We start from the raw sequence: 13,689 nt of genomic DNA, 5'->3' as shown, positions 1-13,689 counted from the left end.
GGGCGGTTCTATGTTGCGGACATGCCGCACCTGCCCAATGCCGTGCTGTGGTCGATACCGGCCTTTGTCCTGCTCACCGTCGTGGAGATGGTGAGCTACCGCTTCCACCCCGACGACGACGCCGAGGGCTACGCGGCGAAGGACGCCGCGACCAGCGTCACCATGGGGCTCGGGAGCCTCGTCTTCGACCTGGTGTGGAAGATCCCGATTGTGGCGATCTATGCCGCCGTCTACGAACTCACCCCGCTGCGCGTCCCGGTGCTGTGGTGGACACTGCCGCTGATGCTGCTCGCCCAGGACTTCTTCTACTACTGGTCGCACCGCGGGCACCATGTCATCCGCATCCTGTGGGCGTGCCATGTGGTGCACCACTCCAGCGAGAAGTTCAACCTCACCACCGCCCTGCGGCAGCCCTGGACCACCTGGACCGTGTGGCCGTTCTATGTGCCGATGATCGCGCTCGGGGTGCACCCCGCGGCGGTGGCGTTCTGCTCGTCGGTGAACCTCGTCTACCAGTTCTGGATCCACACCGAGCGGATCGGCACCCTGCCGCGCCCCATCGAGTTCGTCTTCAACACCCCCTCGCACCACCGCGTCCACCACGCCTCCCAAGGCGGCTATCTGGACCGCAACTTCGGGGGCATCCTCATCGTCTGGGACCGGCTCTTCGGATCCTTCGTCCCCGAGATCGAGCGGCCCGTCTACGGCCTGACGAAGAACATCGGCACCTACAACCCGCTGCGGGTGGCCACCCACGAGTACGCGGCCATCGCCCGCGACATCGCGGCGGCGCGGGGCTGGCGCGAGCGGGCGGGCCGGGTCTTCATGGGGCCGGGCTGGCAGCCCGGGCCGGCGCCGGAGGCCGGGTCGGCTACGGAGGCCGGGCCGCGGGAGCCGGTCGGCGAGAGCGCGCGGTGACGGCCGCCGCCGGGCGCGCGACGAGGGCCTTGCCCGCCCTCTACGCGCTGCTGACCGCCGTTCACCTGGGCGCGCTGCTCGCGGACGCCACCACCGTCGCCCACCTCACCAAGCCCGCCCTGATGCCCGTTCTCGCCGCCTGGGCGCTGGTGCGCGGCGGGCCGTGGCCGCTCCCCGCCGCGCTGGTGTGCGGCTGTGGCGGCGATGTGCTGCTGCAGATCGGCGGCGAGACCGCGTTCCTGGCCGGAATGGGGTGTTTCGCGGCCGGGCACCTCTGCTATCTGGCGCTGTTCACCGCCACCGGGCGGGGCGCCCTGTTCACCTGCGCCGGGTGGCCCCGTACGGCGCCCTGGGTGGCCGCCGGGTACGGGGCCGCGTGGCTGGGCACGGTGGCGCTGCTGTGGTCCGGCCTCGAAGCGGATCTGCGGCTTCCCGTCGCGGGCTACAGCCTGCTGCTGACGGTCATGGCGCTGGCCGCGCTCGGGGCGGGCCCGTGGACCGGGCTCGGCGGGGCGCTGTTCATGCTCTCCGACACCCTGATCGCGGCCGGGCTCGCCGACTGGCCACGGCCGCCGGTGCCCCAGTTCTGGATCATGGCCACCTATATCGCCGCCCAGTGGCTGCTGATGGCGGGAGCGACGCGCGAGGCGGCCCCGCGCCCCGGGCCGGAACCGGCGCTCGTCAGACCGTGACCGGCAGCCGCCTCAGCCGGACCACCCGCAGCGGGTCCGAGGGGCGGTCATGGCTCAGCTCCCAGCCCTGGGCCCGCGCCGCCTCCAGGACATAGCCCGCGCCCACCCCGCGGTACGCGCGCACGCAGACGTCGTGCGGACCCGGCGGCGGGGCCTTCTTCGCCTTCTGGGCGGCCAGTTCCTTGCTGGTCCAGGTGGCGATGCGCTCGTCGACCCGGGCCCGGTAGAAGGCCGCGTCGCCCTCGTGCCGCAGCTCCGGGAGCGTTACGCACCAGGCGGGCCACACCGCCACGCTGTCCCCGAACTTGTCGATCAGGCCGAGGAACCCCTTCTCGAACCCGGGGATGACCGTAAGGATCTCGGCCACGAGCCCGAAGGCGATGAAGCCGAGGAAGATCACCGCGATCAGCGCCCACCACAACGGCAGCAGCAGCACGGTCAGCACGAACCGGATCAGCAGCCAGAAGGCCGGCCGCGGGGGCAGCGGTCCCCAGGAGGCGTCGTGGTGCACGGAAACGGGGTCCTCTCGCCGCTACATGGGGGAACGCGTACGGGCCGCCGAGGGCTGTTCCGCCCCGGCGGCCCGTGCATTGTGTCAGCCGGTCACTTCTCGACGGCGTCCAGGGCGTCCGCGAGCCCGGCGCCGTAGAAGCCGTTGTAGCGCTTGCCGCCCTCGCACACCGCGTCGACCGTGCCGTCGCCGTCGATGTCGTACGGCGTCGGGCAGGCGAGGTCATCGGCCTCGGCCTTCAGCAGCGCCTTCACCATCCAGGGGGAGGCGTGCGGATGGGTGCTCTTGACGAGCGCCGCGACACCGGCGACATGCGGCGAGGCCATCGAGGTGCCCGCCATGTAGCCGTACTGCCCGCCCGGCAGCGTGTTGTAGATCAGGCCGCTGGTCGCCGGGGGCTCCGGCTTCTGGTAGACGGTGCTGTCGCCGCCGGGGGCCGCGATGTCGATGATCCCGAGGCCGTAGTTGGAGAACGAGGACTTGAGCGTCTTGGCGCCGGTCGAGGCGACCGTGACGACGCCCGGAAGCTGGGTCGGGATGTCCAGGCAGACGCTCGGGTCCACCTCCCGCTCACCGGGGGTGGTGTCGTTGGGGCTGGAGGGGTCGGTGATGGTGTCCGAGGTCAGGTCGTAGTTCTCGTTGCCCGCCGCGGCCACATTGACCACGCCCTTGCGCTCCGCGTACGACGAGGCCCGGCGCACCGCCTCGACCAGGGCCTTCTGGTCCGGGTCGGTGGTGCAGTTGAAGTACCACGGGTCGGTGTAATAGCTGTTGTTGGTGACGTCCACGCCGTGCTCGGCGGCCCAGATGAAGCCGCAGACGACCGCCTCGGTGTAGAAGAACCCGGCCGTCGTGGACACCTTGATACCGGAGACCTTGACGCCCGGGGCCACGCCGGTGACGCCGATGCCGTTCTTCGCGGCGGCGATCTCCCCCGCGACATGGGTGCCGTGCGGGGACTCCTCCGCGGTCGGCCGCCAGGCGCCGTCGGTGGTGTCCGGCTTGCCCGTCACACAGTTGACGGACGCCTTACGGTCGAAGTTCGGCGCCAGGTCCGGGTGGGTGTCGTCCACACCGGTGTCGATGACCCCGACGGTGACATTCCGGCTGCCCAGGCTCTTCTCATGCGCCTTGTCCGCCTTGATCGCCGGCAGATCCCACTGCAGCGGCTCCAGCGGGTCCTGCCCGGCCTTGGCCTTCGCCGCCACCGCCTGCCGCTCCTTCTCGCTCAGCAGCTTCGGCGTGTCGATGTCGTCGGTGGACTGGGCGGGCAGCGGGGCGGTGCGGGTGTTACCGGCGGAGGAGACGCCGCGGACCTTACGGACGCTCTTGGCGAAGTCCGCGTTGGCGGAGTGGACGACGATGACGCCGATCCGGTCGTACGACACGACGACCGTGCCACCGGCCTGGGCGATGGCCTTGCGGATCCGGGACGGGTCCTGCCCCGGCTTGGTGTTGACGACATAGCTCAGGGACGGCCCGTCGGCCGCGGTGGCCGCGGAGGCGTGGCCGTCCCGTCCGAGAGCGGTGGCGGTGGTGGGCAGGAAGGCCAGCGCGGTGGTGAGCGCCATGGCGGCGGGTATCGCGGCGGTGCGCAGCGGCAGGGAGGTGCGGCGCGGCGTCATGGGTACTCCGGTTCTCTCGAATGGGTGAGGAGGCTCTGTGCGGACGGACCGGGCTGGATGGACAGCGTTCCGGACCGGGGGCGCGGACGCGCGCTCAGCGCGCCACTAGGGGGACGCTGAGCCCCCGGGCGCGGGCGGCGGCCCGGTGGGCCGCGTCAACGGCCGCGGTACGGCCGGGGTCATCCGCACAAGCGAATGTGCGTCCCCTCGGGGCGCGGATCCCGAGCGCCGCCTCGATGCCCCGGGGCGCCGCGAGACCGGGGCAGAGGCGGCGGGGAGTGGCGATGGGGTGGTGCGAAGCCGACGGACCGTCAACGGTCCGCCGTCCGGGTCTTGGAGGAGCCGATCTCAGATGAGCCATGGGGTCTCCACTTCATCCGTACGGGCCGCCCGAACGCCGTCAGCGTCTGGGCGGGTACATGACGAAGGAAGCTATCGCTGATCAAGGTCGGACATCAATGCATTCCGGAAGAAAACCCGCCACAGTACCCGGAGCCGATCCTTCTCTCGAAGTCGTATCCGTCTCTCAACCAACCTGCCCCTGTCGTAGCGGGTCGGCGTCGCCCTACCATGCGTGATCTGGATCACCTCCGCCGCCGTATTCATCCCCGTCGGACCCACTCACCAGGAGAGACCGTGGATACCGCACCGGCCAATGATCGTCCCGACGATCAGCGGCAACGAGACCGTTCTTCCTATGCCGAGGTGCAAGCGAGCGCGGAGTTCGGCGAACTGCGCGGTGCCCACCGCTCGTTCGCCTTCCCGCTCACCATCGCCTTCGTCAGCTGGTACCTGCTCTATGTGCTGCTGTCCAACTACGCGGGCGACTTCATGGGCACCAAGGTCGTCGGCCATGTCAACGTGGCCCTGGTGTTCGGGCTCGCCCAGTTCCTGACGACCTTCCTCATCGCCTGGTGGTACTCCCGCCACGCCGCCGCCAAGCTCGACCCCCGTGCCGAGGCGATCAAGTCCCGTATGGAGGAGCGTTCATGAGCCCCCATCTGCTCGCGGCCGAGAGCGCCTCGGACAACCGGCCGCTGATCATCACGCTCTTCGCGGTCTTCGTCCTGGCGACCCTCGGCATCACCATCTGGGCGGGCCGGCAGACCAAGGACGCCAACGACTTCTACGCCGGCGGCCGCCAGTTCTCCGGCTTCCAGAACGGCCTCGCCATCTCCGGCGACTACATGTCCGCCGCGTCCTTCCTCGGCATCGCCGGGGCCATCGCGCTCTCCGGCTACGACGGCTTCCTGTACTCGATCGGGTTCCTCGTCGCCTGGCTGGTCGCCCTGCTGCTGGTCGCCGAGCCGCTGCGCAACTCCGGGCGCTACACGATGGGCGACGTCCTCGCCTACCGGATGCGCCAGCGCCCGGTGCGCACCGCCGCGGGCGTCTCCACCATCGTCGTCTCGATCTTCTATCTGCTGGCCCAGATGGCGGGCGCCGGTGTGCTGGTCTCCCTGCTGCTGGGCATCACCAGCGAGGCCGGGAAGATCCTCATCGTCGTCCTCGTGGGCGTCGTGATGATGCTCTATGTCACCATCGGCGGCATGAAGGGCACCACCTGGGTGCAGATGGTCAAGGCCGTGCTGCTGATCGCGGGCACCCTGCTGATCACCTTCCTGGTGCTGCTGAAGTTCAACTTCAACATCTCCGACCTGCTGGGCGAGGCGGCCAAGAACAGCGGCATCGGAGAGTCGTTCCTGGAGCCAGGGCTGAAGTACGGGCTCAACGCCACCACCAAGCTCGACTTCATCTCCCTCGGCATCGCCCTGGTCCTGGGCACCGCGGGACTGCCGCACATCCTGATCCGCTTCTACACCGTGCCCACCGCCCAGGCCGCCCGTAAGTCGGTCAACTGGGCCATCGGCATCATCGGCGTCTTCTACCTGATGACCATCGCGCTGGGCTTCGGCGCCGCCGCCCTGCTCGACCACGACGCCATCATCGCCTCCAACAAATCCGGCAACACCGCGGCCCCGCTGCTCGCCGAGGAGATCGGCGGCGGAGCGGACTCCACGGGCGGCGCCATCCTGCTCGCGGTGATCTCCGCGGTGGCGTTCGCGACGATCCTCGCCGTGGTCGCCGGGCTCACCCTCGCCTCCTCGTCCTCCTTCGCCCACGACCTGTACGCCAATGTCATCCGTAAGGGCAAGGCGACGCAGAAGGAGGAGATCTCGGCGGCGCGCTGGGCCACCGTCGGCATCGGCACCGTCGCCGTCGTCCTCGGGGTGTTCGCACGAGATCTCAACGTCGCCGGACTCGTGGCGCTCGCCTTCGCGGTCGCCGCCTCCGCCAACCTCCCGACCATCCTCTACAGCCTGTTCTGGAAGCGCTTCACCACCCAGGGCGCGCTGTGGTCCATCTATGGCGGACTGATCTCCTCGGTCTTCCTGGTGCTCTTCTCGCCCGTCGTCTCGGGCAAGGAGACCTCGATGTTCCCGGACGTGGACTTCCACTGGTTCCCGCTGGAGAACCCCGGACTGATCTCCATCCCGCTGGGCTTCCTGCTCGGCTGGCTGGGGACCCTCGTCTCCAAGGAGCAGCCGGACAAGGACAAGTACGCCGAGTTGGAGGTCCGCTCGCTCACCGGCCACGGCGCCCACTGACCTGCCCCGACCACCCGCGCGGCCCCTCCCTGTCACACCCGTCGCGTACGCTGCGGGACAATTGACCACAGTGCATGCGACATCAACCGTGGAGGGGCCGCCACCATGCTGATCGACACCTATGGTCGCGTAGCCACCGACCTTCGGGTCTCCCTGACCGACCGGTGCAATCTGCGCTGCACCTATTGCATGCCGGAAGAGGGCCTGCAGTGGCTCGCCAAACCCGATCTGCTCACCGACGACGAGATAGTCCGGCTGATCGGGATCGCCGTCACCGACCTCGGGGTCACCGAGGTCCGCTTCACCGGCGGTGAGCCACTGCTGCGCCCCGGTCTGGTGGGCATCGTCGAGCGCTGCGCGGCCCTCACCCCGCGTCCCCAGATGTCGCTCACCACCAACGGCATCGGGCTGGAGCGCACCGCCCAGGCCCTGCGCGACGCGGGCCTGGACCGGGTCAATGTCTCGCTCGACACCCTGCGCCCGGAGGTCTTCCAGGCGCTGACCCGGCGCAAGCGCCACGACGATGTGCTGCACGGCCTCGACGCGGCGCGCACCGCCGGGCTGACTCCGGTGAAGGTCAACACCGTGCTGATGCCCGGGCTCAACGACGACGAGGCGCCCGATCTGCTCGCCTGGGCCCTGGAGAACGACTATGAGCTCCGCTTCATCGAGCAGATGCCGCTCGACGCCCAGCACGGCTGGAAGCGCGACGGCATGATCACCGCCGGGGACATCCTGACGAGCCTGCGCACCCGCTTCACCCTCACCGCCGAAGGCGAGGACGAGCGCGGCTCCGCGCCCGCCGAGCGCTGGCTGGTCGACGGCGGCCCGGCCCGGGTCGGTGTCATCGCCTCGGTCACCCGCCCCTTCTGCCGCGCCTGCGACCGCACCCGGCTGACCGCCGACGGACAGGTGCGCACCTGTCTGTTCGCGCGGGAGGAGTCCGATCTGCGCGGAGCGCTGCGCTCCGGGGCCCCGGACGAGGAGATCGCCCGGCTGTGGCGGCTGGCGATGTGGGGCAAGAAGGCCGGATCCGGGCTCGACGACCCGTCGTTCCTGCAGCCCGACCGCCCGATGTCGGCGATCGGCGGCTGACGGTGCGCGGGGGTCGGGGGTCGCGGGGGCGAGGGGCCGTGATCAGTCTTCGGTGGCCGACCACTCCGCCAGCGTCACCACGTCCTTGAGGAAGCCCCGCATCCCGAGGAACTCCGACAGATACTCGCGGTGTTCCTCGCAGGCCAGCCAGGTCTTGCGCCGCTCCGGGGTGTGCAGCTTGGGATTGTTCCAGGCCAGCACCCATACGGCGGGGGCGCGGCAGCCCTTGGCGGAGCAGATCACGGTGTCGGTCTCGGCGGAGGTCTCGCGGGTGTTCACACCGCAGACTCTACGGAAGGCCCGGCGGACATGGCGACGCCGGGCAGCCACGGGGGGAGCCGCCCGGCGTCGGTCCGTCGCTCCGACGGGGGATGCGGAGCGCGTACGCAGTATGTCACGAGGGATAGGGCCCGGTGCACCGGTACTGCACTATTGATCTGAGGTTTTCTTGAGCTTACGGAAACGCGGCAGGTCAGCCACGCTCGCCGCGTCCAGGCTCGCTGATATGTCCGACGTCCTCCGGGGCGGATTCCGCCCGGTGGGAATCGGTCGGCTCCTCACCGCGCCCGGCGATCAGCATCGGACGGGGCGGGGTCGGGATGAAGGTGGTGGGCAGCGAAGTGGTGTTCTCCCGGCCCGCGTTGGCGATCACCACCGCGACGTAGGGCAGCACCACGCCCAGCACCAGGGCGACGATGGCCACATGGCGCTCCACGTTCCACAACACCGCCGCCAGCACGACCGCGAGGGTCCGCACCGACATCGAGATCACATAGCGGCGCTGCCGGCCGCGAACGTCATCGGCCAGCCCCTGCCGGGCCCCGGTGATCCGGAAGACCTCCGCATCGCCATGCTTCCGCATCACGTTCCACCACCTGATCGCCGAGCAGGCTTCCCCCGCTCCGGTACGTACTCAACGTTACGCCGCGTCTGCTGTCGGTTCGAGACCGGGGCGCCCTGACGAGTGTCGTCGTGGATGCGCCCGAAGGCGTATCGGCCCTTCGGCGTGCGCCGTACCCGAAGTGGCCGAACACTGGAGGGGATGTGCATCTCCCGTGCATCCCTTCGCCGCGTGTCAGGGAGGCGACATGAACTGGCTATGGGCGATCGTCGTGGGTTTGATCCTGGGTGTGATCGCCAGGGCGATTCTGCCCGGCAAACAGGCCATTCCGCTCTGGCTGACCTGCGTCTACGGCATCCTCGGCGGCATGCTGGGGAACGCGGTGGCCGGCTGGATCGGAGTGAGGACCACCGGGGGCTTCGACTGGATCCGGCATCTGCTGCAGCTGGGGTTCGCGGTGGCGATCGTGGCCCTGGGCACCCCGCTGTGGCACTCCATCCGTGGCGGCGGGCACAGACGTGGTGTGACGCGGACCTGAGCGGACCATGAGCGGTGGCTCCCCCCCCCCGGGGGTGCCGATGTGACGGCGGCGGCCGGCGCGCGTGGTGGACGCGCACCGGCCGCCGCTTTCGTCCAGCGTCCAGTGGTGAGGCGGGCGGGTTACGACACCCCGCCCACCGGGGCACGCGAGTTACACCCCGCCCACCTGGGCGATCTTCCGCCCGGCCTTGAGGTAGACCGTGCCGGAGCCCGCCGTCACCCCGGCCGACTCCAGGGTCTCCGCGACCACCTCGGCCAGCGGGCGCACCGCCTGGGCCTCGGGCAGCACCACCGACTCCTGGCCGCCCTCGGTCTCGATCACCAGCCGCAGACCGTTCTGCTTGGCGACCCGGCGGGCGGCCGAGGCGCTGGGCTGGAACTCCAGCACCTTGCTCAGCACGGTCGCGATGGACTCGGCGCCGTGCTCCCCGGCGTCGACCACCGGCAGCGTCTCGACGTCGGTGAAGCTCTTCTTGGAGAACTGGGCGACGAAGCCCGCACGGGCCGCCATCGCCTTCTCGACGCCGTACAGCGCCGCCACGACCTCACCCGCCAGGACCTTCTTCAGATCCATCGGGTGCAGCGACCGCTCCTCCACCCGGGTGGTCGCGGCGGCGATCTCCGCGTCCGTCCACTCGGTCCATGCCTCCAGGTACGGCTTCATCAGCCGGTCCGGAATCGACATGATCTTGCCGAAGACATCGTCGGCGGTCGCGGACAGCGCGACGTAGTTGCCCTTGGACTTGGACATCTTGGCGCCGGTGCCGTCCGTGCCCTCGATCAGCGGCATCGTGACCACCAGCTGCGGCCGCTGCCCGCGCAGCTCCATCAGCTTGCGGCCCATCTGCAGATTGAGGAGCTGATCCGCGCCGCCCAGCTCCACATCGCACTCCAGCGCCACCGAGTCGAGGGCCTGCGCGATCGGGTAGAGCAGCTCGGACATGGTGAGCCCCGAGCCGGCGGCCAGCCGGTTGCGGAAGTCCTCGCGCTGCAGCAGCTGGGAGACCGGCACCTGGGAGAGCAGCCCCAGCAGCTCGGGGAAGGTGTACGGCGCCAGCCACTCGCTGTTCTGCCGGAAGCCGACCTTCTCGAAGTCGAAGAAGGGCCGGACCTGATCCTGGTAGCCCGCGAGGTTCCGGGCGATGTCCTCGTCGGTCAGCGGCGGGCGCTCGGCGGTGCGGCCCGACGGGTCGCCGATCTTGGCCGTGAAGTCGCCGATCAGCAGGGTGACGTCATGCCCCATGCGCTGGAAGCGGCTGAGGATGATCATCGGCACCACATGGCCGAGATGCACATCGGCGGCCGTCGGGTCGATGCCCAGCTTGATGGCCAGGCCCTGGCCCGCGCCGCGGCGCTCCTCGATCCGTTTGGCCAGCTCCGCCACGCCGGGCAGGATCTCGACCGTACGGGACGCGATCAGCTCGGCCTGCTCCGTCGGCGACAGGTCCGTCAGATCGATAGAGCGCCGCGAGCCCGTCTCCTCGAGCAGCTGCTCGACGGTCTTGTCGGAGGAGAGGTCCTGGGAGAGGAGCTCGGTGGCGCGGGCGACGGATTCGCCGAGGCGTGTCATGGCGTTCCTGGGGATAGACGAAACGGATACGGATCAGATCGGGCGTGGACCAGTCTATTCGGCTCGTTCACACCCCCTTGCTGACCGAGCTCATATTGAAGTCCGGGATCCGCAGCGCGGGCACCGCGGCGCGGTTGAAGTAGTCGCTCCACTCCCGCGCCAGCGTCCGCTCGGTGCGGCCCGCCTCGGTGGCGCGGGCGAGCAGATCCACCGGTGATTCATTGAACCGGAAATTGTTCACCTCGCCGACCACCTCACCGTTCTCCACGAGATAGACGCCGTCCCTGGTCAGGCCGGTGAGCAGCAGCGTCGCCGGGTCGACCTCGCGGATGTACCACAGGCAGGTCAGCAGCAGCCCCCGCTCGGTCGAGGCGACCATCTCCGCCAGCGAGCGGGTGCCGCCCGCGTCCGCGATCAGGTTGTCGATGGGGGGAGCGAGGGGCAGCCCGGTGAGACTGGCCGTGTGCCGGGTGGTGATCAGCTGCTGGAGTACGCCGTCGCGGATCCAGTCGGTGGCGGACAGCGGAAGACCGTTGTCGAAGACCGAGGCGTCGTCCCCGGACGAGTGCGTGATCACGAACGGCGCGGCCTCGAGCCCCGGCTCGGCCGGGTCGCTGCGCAGCGTGAGGGGCAGCTCGGACAGCTTCTCGCCGACCCGGGTGCCACCGCCCGGCTTGCTGAAGACCGTACGGCCCTCCGCCGCGTCCCGCGCCGAGGAGGACCACAGCTGGTCGATCAGCAGATCGGCCACGGCGCTCGGGGGCAGCAGCGTCTCATAGCGGCCGGCCGGCAGCTCGATCTTCCGCTCGGCCCAGCCGAGCCGCCGGGCGAGCTCGGCGTCGATCGCGGCCGGGTCCACATCGGTGAAGTCGCGGGTGGCCCGCCCGGCCCAGGCCGAACGCGGTGCGGCCTTGCCGTTACCAGCGGACTTGGCGTTGACCTCGAGCGTGCCGGTCGGCTGGTCATGGCGCAGCCGCAGCCCGGTGGAGGTGCCCAGATAGCTGGAGACCAGCTCATGGTGGGCGAAGCCGTACAGCTCCCGGCCGCCCGCGCGGGCCCGGGCGAAGGACTCGCCGAGAGCGGGGGCGAAGTCGGCGAACACCTCGGAGGAGGTCACGGCGGGGGAGTCGGTGAACCCGGGGGAGACCGCCGCACCCGCGTCCCGCTCCACCAGCGGCTGGGCGTCCTCGGCCGGCTCCGCCTCCCGCGCGGCCGCCTCGGCGGCCCGGACCAGCGGCTCCAGCTCGTCGGCGGTGACCGCGGACCGGGACACCACACCCGAGGCGGTGCCCTGCCCGCCGTTCACGGTGGCCACGACGGTCAGGGTGCGGCCGCGGGTGACGCCGTTGGTCGTCAGGGCGTTGCCCGCCCAGCGCAGATTGGCCGTCGAGCTCTCGTTCGCGATCACCACACAGCCGTCCGCACGGGACAGCTCCAGGGCGCGCTCGACGATTTCATGCGGCTTGCTGCTCATCCTTTTCCCCTGTTCGCCCCGCCGCGGCAGCGGCTGATGTCACTGTCGTCCGCGCGGCGCAGAGGCGCGGGAATCGTCGTCAGCTGCGGCCCGGCGGCCGCGCGTACGTCACTCACGCGCGTCCCGCCTCCTGGGTGGTGTTGAGGATGTTGACGCCGCGGAACAGCGCCGACGGGCAGCCGTGCGAGACGGCCGCGATCTGCCCGGGCTGGGCCTTGCCGCAGTTGAAGGCGCCGCCCAGGACATACGTCTGCGGGCCGCCGACGGCCGCCATCGAACCCCAGAAGTCGGTGGTGGTGGCCTGGTAGGCGAAGTCGCGCACCTGCCCGGCGAGAGCGCCGTTCCTGATGCGGAACGCCCTTTGCGCCGTGAACTGGAAGTTGTACCGCTGCATATCGATCGACCAGGAGCGGTCGCCGACCAGATACAGACCGTTCTCGACGTCCCCGATCAGCGCCTCCGTCGAGGGGCCGCCGGGGGCGGGCTGGAGCGATACGTTCGCCATCCGCTGCACCGGCACATGGCCCGGCGAGTCGGCGAACGCGCAGCCGTTCGACCGCTCGAAGCCGGTCAGTCGGGCGATCCGGCGGTCCAGTTGGTACCCGACGAGCGTGCCGTCCTTCACCAGATCCCAGGACTGCGCTGCCACCCCCTCGTCGTCGTACCCGATGGTGGCCAGCCCGTGCTCGGCCGTCCGGTCCCCGGTCACGTTCATGACCTGGGAGCCGTACTTCAGCGACCCGAGCTGATCGAAGGTGGCGAAGGAGGTGCCCGCGTACGCCGCCTCGTAGCCGAGCGCGCGGTCCAGCTCGGTGGCGTGGCCGATCGACTCGTGGATGGTCAGCCACAGATTGGACGGGTCCACCACCAGGTCGTACGACCCGGCCTCGACGGATGGCGCACGCATCTTCTCGGCCAGCAGTTCCGGGATCTTTGCCAACTCCGCGTCCCAGTCCCAGCCGCCCGCCCCGGGCCCACCGGTCAGATACTCCCAACCGCGCCCGACCGGCGGGGCCAGCGTGCGCATCGAGTCGAACTCCCCGCTCGCCGGGTCCACCGCGACGGCGGTCAGCTGCGGATGGAGCCGGATGCGCTGCTGGGTGGTCGTGGTGCCGGCGGTGTCCGCGTAGAACTTGTTCTCGTGGACGGTGAGGAGCGACGCGTCCGCGTGCGCGACCCCCTCGGCCCGCAGCAGCCGCTCGCTCCACTCGGCGAGCAGCCCGGTCTTCTCGGCGTCCGGCACCTCGAACGGGTTGACCTCATACGAGGAAACCCAGGTCTTGTCGGCATGCACCGGCTCCGGCGCGAGCTCCACCCGCTCATCGGACCCGGCGGACTCGATCACCTTGGCCGACAGCTTCGCCATCGCCACCGCCTGCGAGGCGACGCGGGCGGCGGCGTCCATGCTCAGGTCCACCCCCGAAGCGAACCCCCACGACCCGCCGTGCACCACCCGCACCGCGTACCCCAGGTCGGTGGTGTCCGAGGCCCCGGACGGCTTGGCATCCCGCAACCGCCAGGCGGCATAGCGCACCCGCTCGAACCGGAAGTCGGCATGCTCGGCCCCGAGCGCGCGGGCCCGCGCGAGCGCCGCGTCGGCGAGCGCCCGCAGGGGCAGCGAGAGGAAGGATGGATCGATCTCGTGCGCCACGGGCGACTCCCCTTCGTCGGTTCTGTCGATGGTGTTGTCCGTCGGCAGTGAACCATGTTGGTGCGGTGTGGGGCGCGGTAATTGCCGCTGGACCACCGGGCCTCGGGGTCGCCGTCCTCGGCCTGCGGCCGCGCCGCTCGCCGGTCAGGTCCGGCAGCAGCGC

General features: G+C 70.3%; 13 protein-coding genes. 6 read left to right on the top strand and 7 right to left on the bottom strand.

From position 1 onward, the window contains the following. The first annotated feature begins 21 nt into the window (after nt 1-21). Together BLV72_RS06200 and BLV72_RS06195 are read left to right on the top strand one after the other, a co-directional pair. Nucleotides 22-918 (top strand): sterol desaturase family protein, encoded by an 897-nt coding sequence (locus BLV72_RS06200; RefSeq protein ID WP_093460808.1) that lies wholly within the window; start codon nt 22-24, stop codon nt 916-918. Next, nucleotides 915-1,610, top strand: coding sequence for a lysoplasmalogenase (locus BLV72_RS06195; protein WP_093460807.1), 696 nt, complete (start codon nt 915-917; stop codon nt 1,608-1,610). The genes BLV72_RS06200 and BLV72_RS06195 overlap by 4 nt, the downstream gene beginning before the upstream one ends. Here BLV72_RS06195 and BLV72_RS06190 read toward each other — a convergent pair. Continuing rightward, entirely contained in the window at nt 1,600-2,121 is a 522-nt protein-coding gene (locus BLV72_RS06190; protein WP_093460805.1) for a hypothetical protein, read from the bottom strand. The two genes, BLV72_RS06195 and BLV72_RS06190, sit on opposite strands and share 11 nt — an antisense overlap. Before the next feature lie 92 nt (nt 2,122-2,213). Then, the gene (locus BLV72_RS06185; protein ID WP_093460804.1) at nt 2,214-3,746 is read right to left on the bottom strand and encodes a S8 family peptidase; all 1,533 of its coding nucleotides are present in this window, start codon (nt 3,744-3,746) and stop codon (nt 2,214-2,216) included. Nucleotides 3,747-4,382: 636 nt separating this feature from the next. On the opposite strand from BLV72_RS06185, the gene BLV72_RS06180 reads away from it, so the two are divergent. The 3 genes from BLV72_RS06180 to moaA all read left to right on the top strand — a co-directional run bounded on the left by BLV72_RS06180 (nt 4,383) and on the right by moaA (nt 7,450). Then, entirely contained in the window at nt 4,383-4,739 is a 357-nt protein-coding gene (locus tag BLV72_RS06180; RefSeq protein WP_059147086.1) for a DUF485 domain-containing protein, read from the top strand. Then, a complete protein-coding gene (locus BLV72_RS06175) occupies nt 4,736-6,355 on the top strand; it encodes a solute symporter family protein (protein WP_093460802.1) in 1,620 nt (539 codons plus the stop codon). The genes BLV72_RS06180 and BLV72_RS06175 overlap by 4 nt, the downstream gene beginning before the upstream one ends. A 105-nt stretch (nt 6,356-6,460) precedes the next feature. Next, nucleotides 6,461-7,450 (top strand): GTP 3',8-cyclase MoaA, encoded by a 990-nt coding sequence (gene moaA / locus BLV72_RS06170; RefSeq protein WP_093460801.1) that lies wholly within the window; start codon nt 6,461-6,463, stop codon nt 7,448-7,450. A 42-nt stretch (nt 7,451-7,492) separates the two neighbouring features. On the opposite strand, the gene BLV72_RS06165 is transcribed toward moaA, so the two are convergent. Together BLV72_RS06165 and BLV72_RS06160 are read right to left on the bottom strand one after the other, a co-directional pair. Then, a complete protein-coding gene (locus BLV72_RS06165) occupies nt 7,493-7,729 on the bottom strand; it encodes a hypothetical protein (RefSeq protein WP_093460799.1) in 237 nt (78 codons plus the stop codon). 193 nt (nt 7,730-7,922) lie between these two features. Further along, on the bottom strand, nt 7,923-8,312 hold the full coding sequence (locus BLV72_RS06160; RefSeq protein ID WP_093460798.1) for a DUF3099 domain-containing protein: 390 nt from the start codon (nt 8,310-8,312) through the stop codon (nt 7,923-7,925). Between the two features lie 226 nt (nt 8,313-8,538). Between BLV72_RS06160 and BLV72_RS06155 the strand changes: the two genes are divergently transcribed. Beyond that, nucleotides 8,539-8,829 carry a GlsB/YeaQ/YmgE family stress response membrane protein gene (locus BLV72_RS06155; protein WP_059147091.1) on the top strand — a complete coding sequence of 97 codons (291 nt, stop codon included), beginning with the start codon at nt 8,539-8,541 and terminating at the stop codon, nt 8,827-8,829. A 153-nt stretch (nt 8,830-8,982) separates the two neighbouring features. On the opposite strand, the gene tyrS is transcribed toward BLV72_RS06155, so the two are convergent. The 3 genes from tyrS to BLV72_RS06140 form a co-directional block, all read right to left on the bottom strand. Beyond that, on the bottom strand, nt 8,983-10,401 hold the full coding sequence (tyrS, locus tag BLV72_RS06150) for a tyrosine--tRNA ligase (RefSeq protein WP_093460796.1): 1,419 nt from the start codon (nt 10,399-10,401) through the stop codon (nt 8,983-8,985). Nucleotides 10,402-10,468: 67 nt separating this feature from the next. Next, the gene (locus BLV72_RS06145) at nt 10,469-11,875 is read right to left on the bottom strand and encodes a TldD/PmbA family protein (RefSeq protein ID WP_093460795.1); all 1,407 of its coding nucleotides are present in this window, start codon (nt 11,873-11,875) and stop codon (nt 10,469-10,471) included. Nucleotides 11,876-11,987: 112 nt separating this feature from the next. Continuing rightward, entirely contained in the window at nt 11,988-13,526 is a 1,539-nt protein-coding gene (locus BLV72_RS06140; protein ID WP_093460793.1) for a TldD/PmbA family protein, read from the bottom strand. Nucleotides 13,527-13,689: the final 163 nt, after the last annotated feature.

It is taken from the genome of Streptomyces melanosporofaciens, assembly GCF_900105695.1.
GTDB lineage: Bacteria > Actinomycetota > Actinomycetes > Streptomycetales > Streptomycetaceae > Streptomyces > Streptomyces antimycoticus.
The sequence above is the reverse complement of the archived record's forward strand: the minus strand, read 5'-3'. Positions and strand labels throughout refer to the sequence as shown.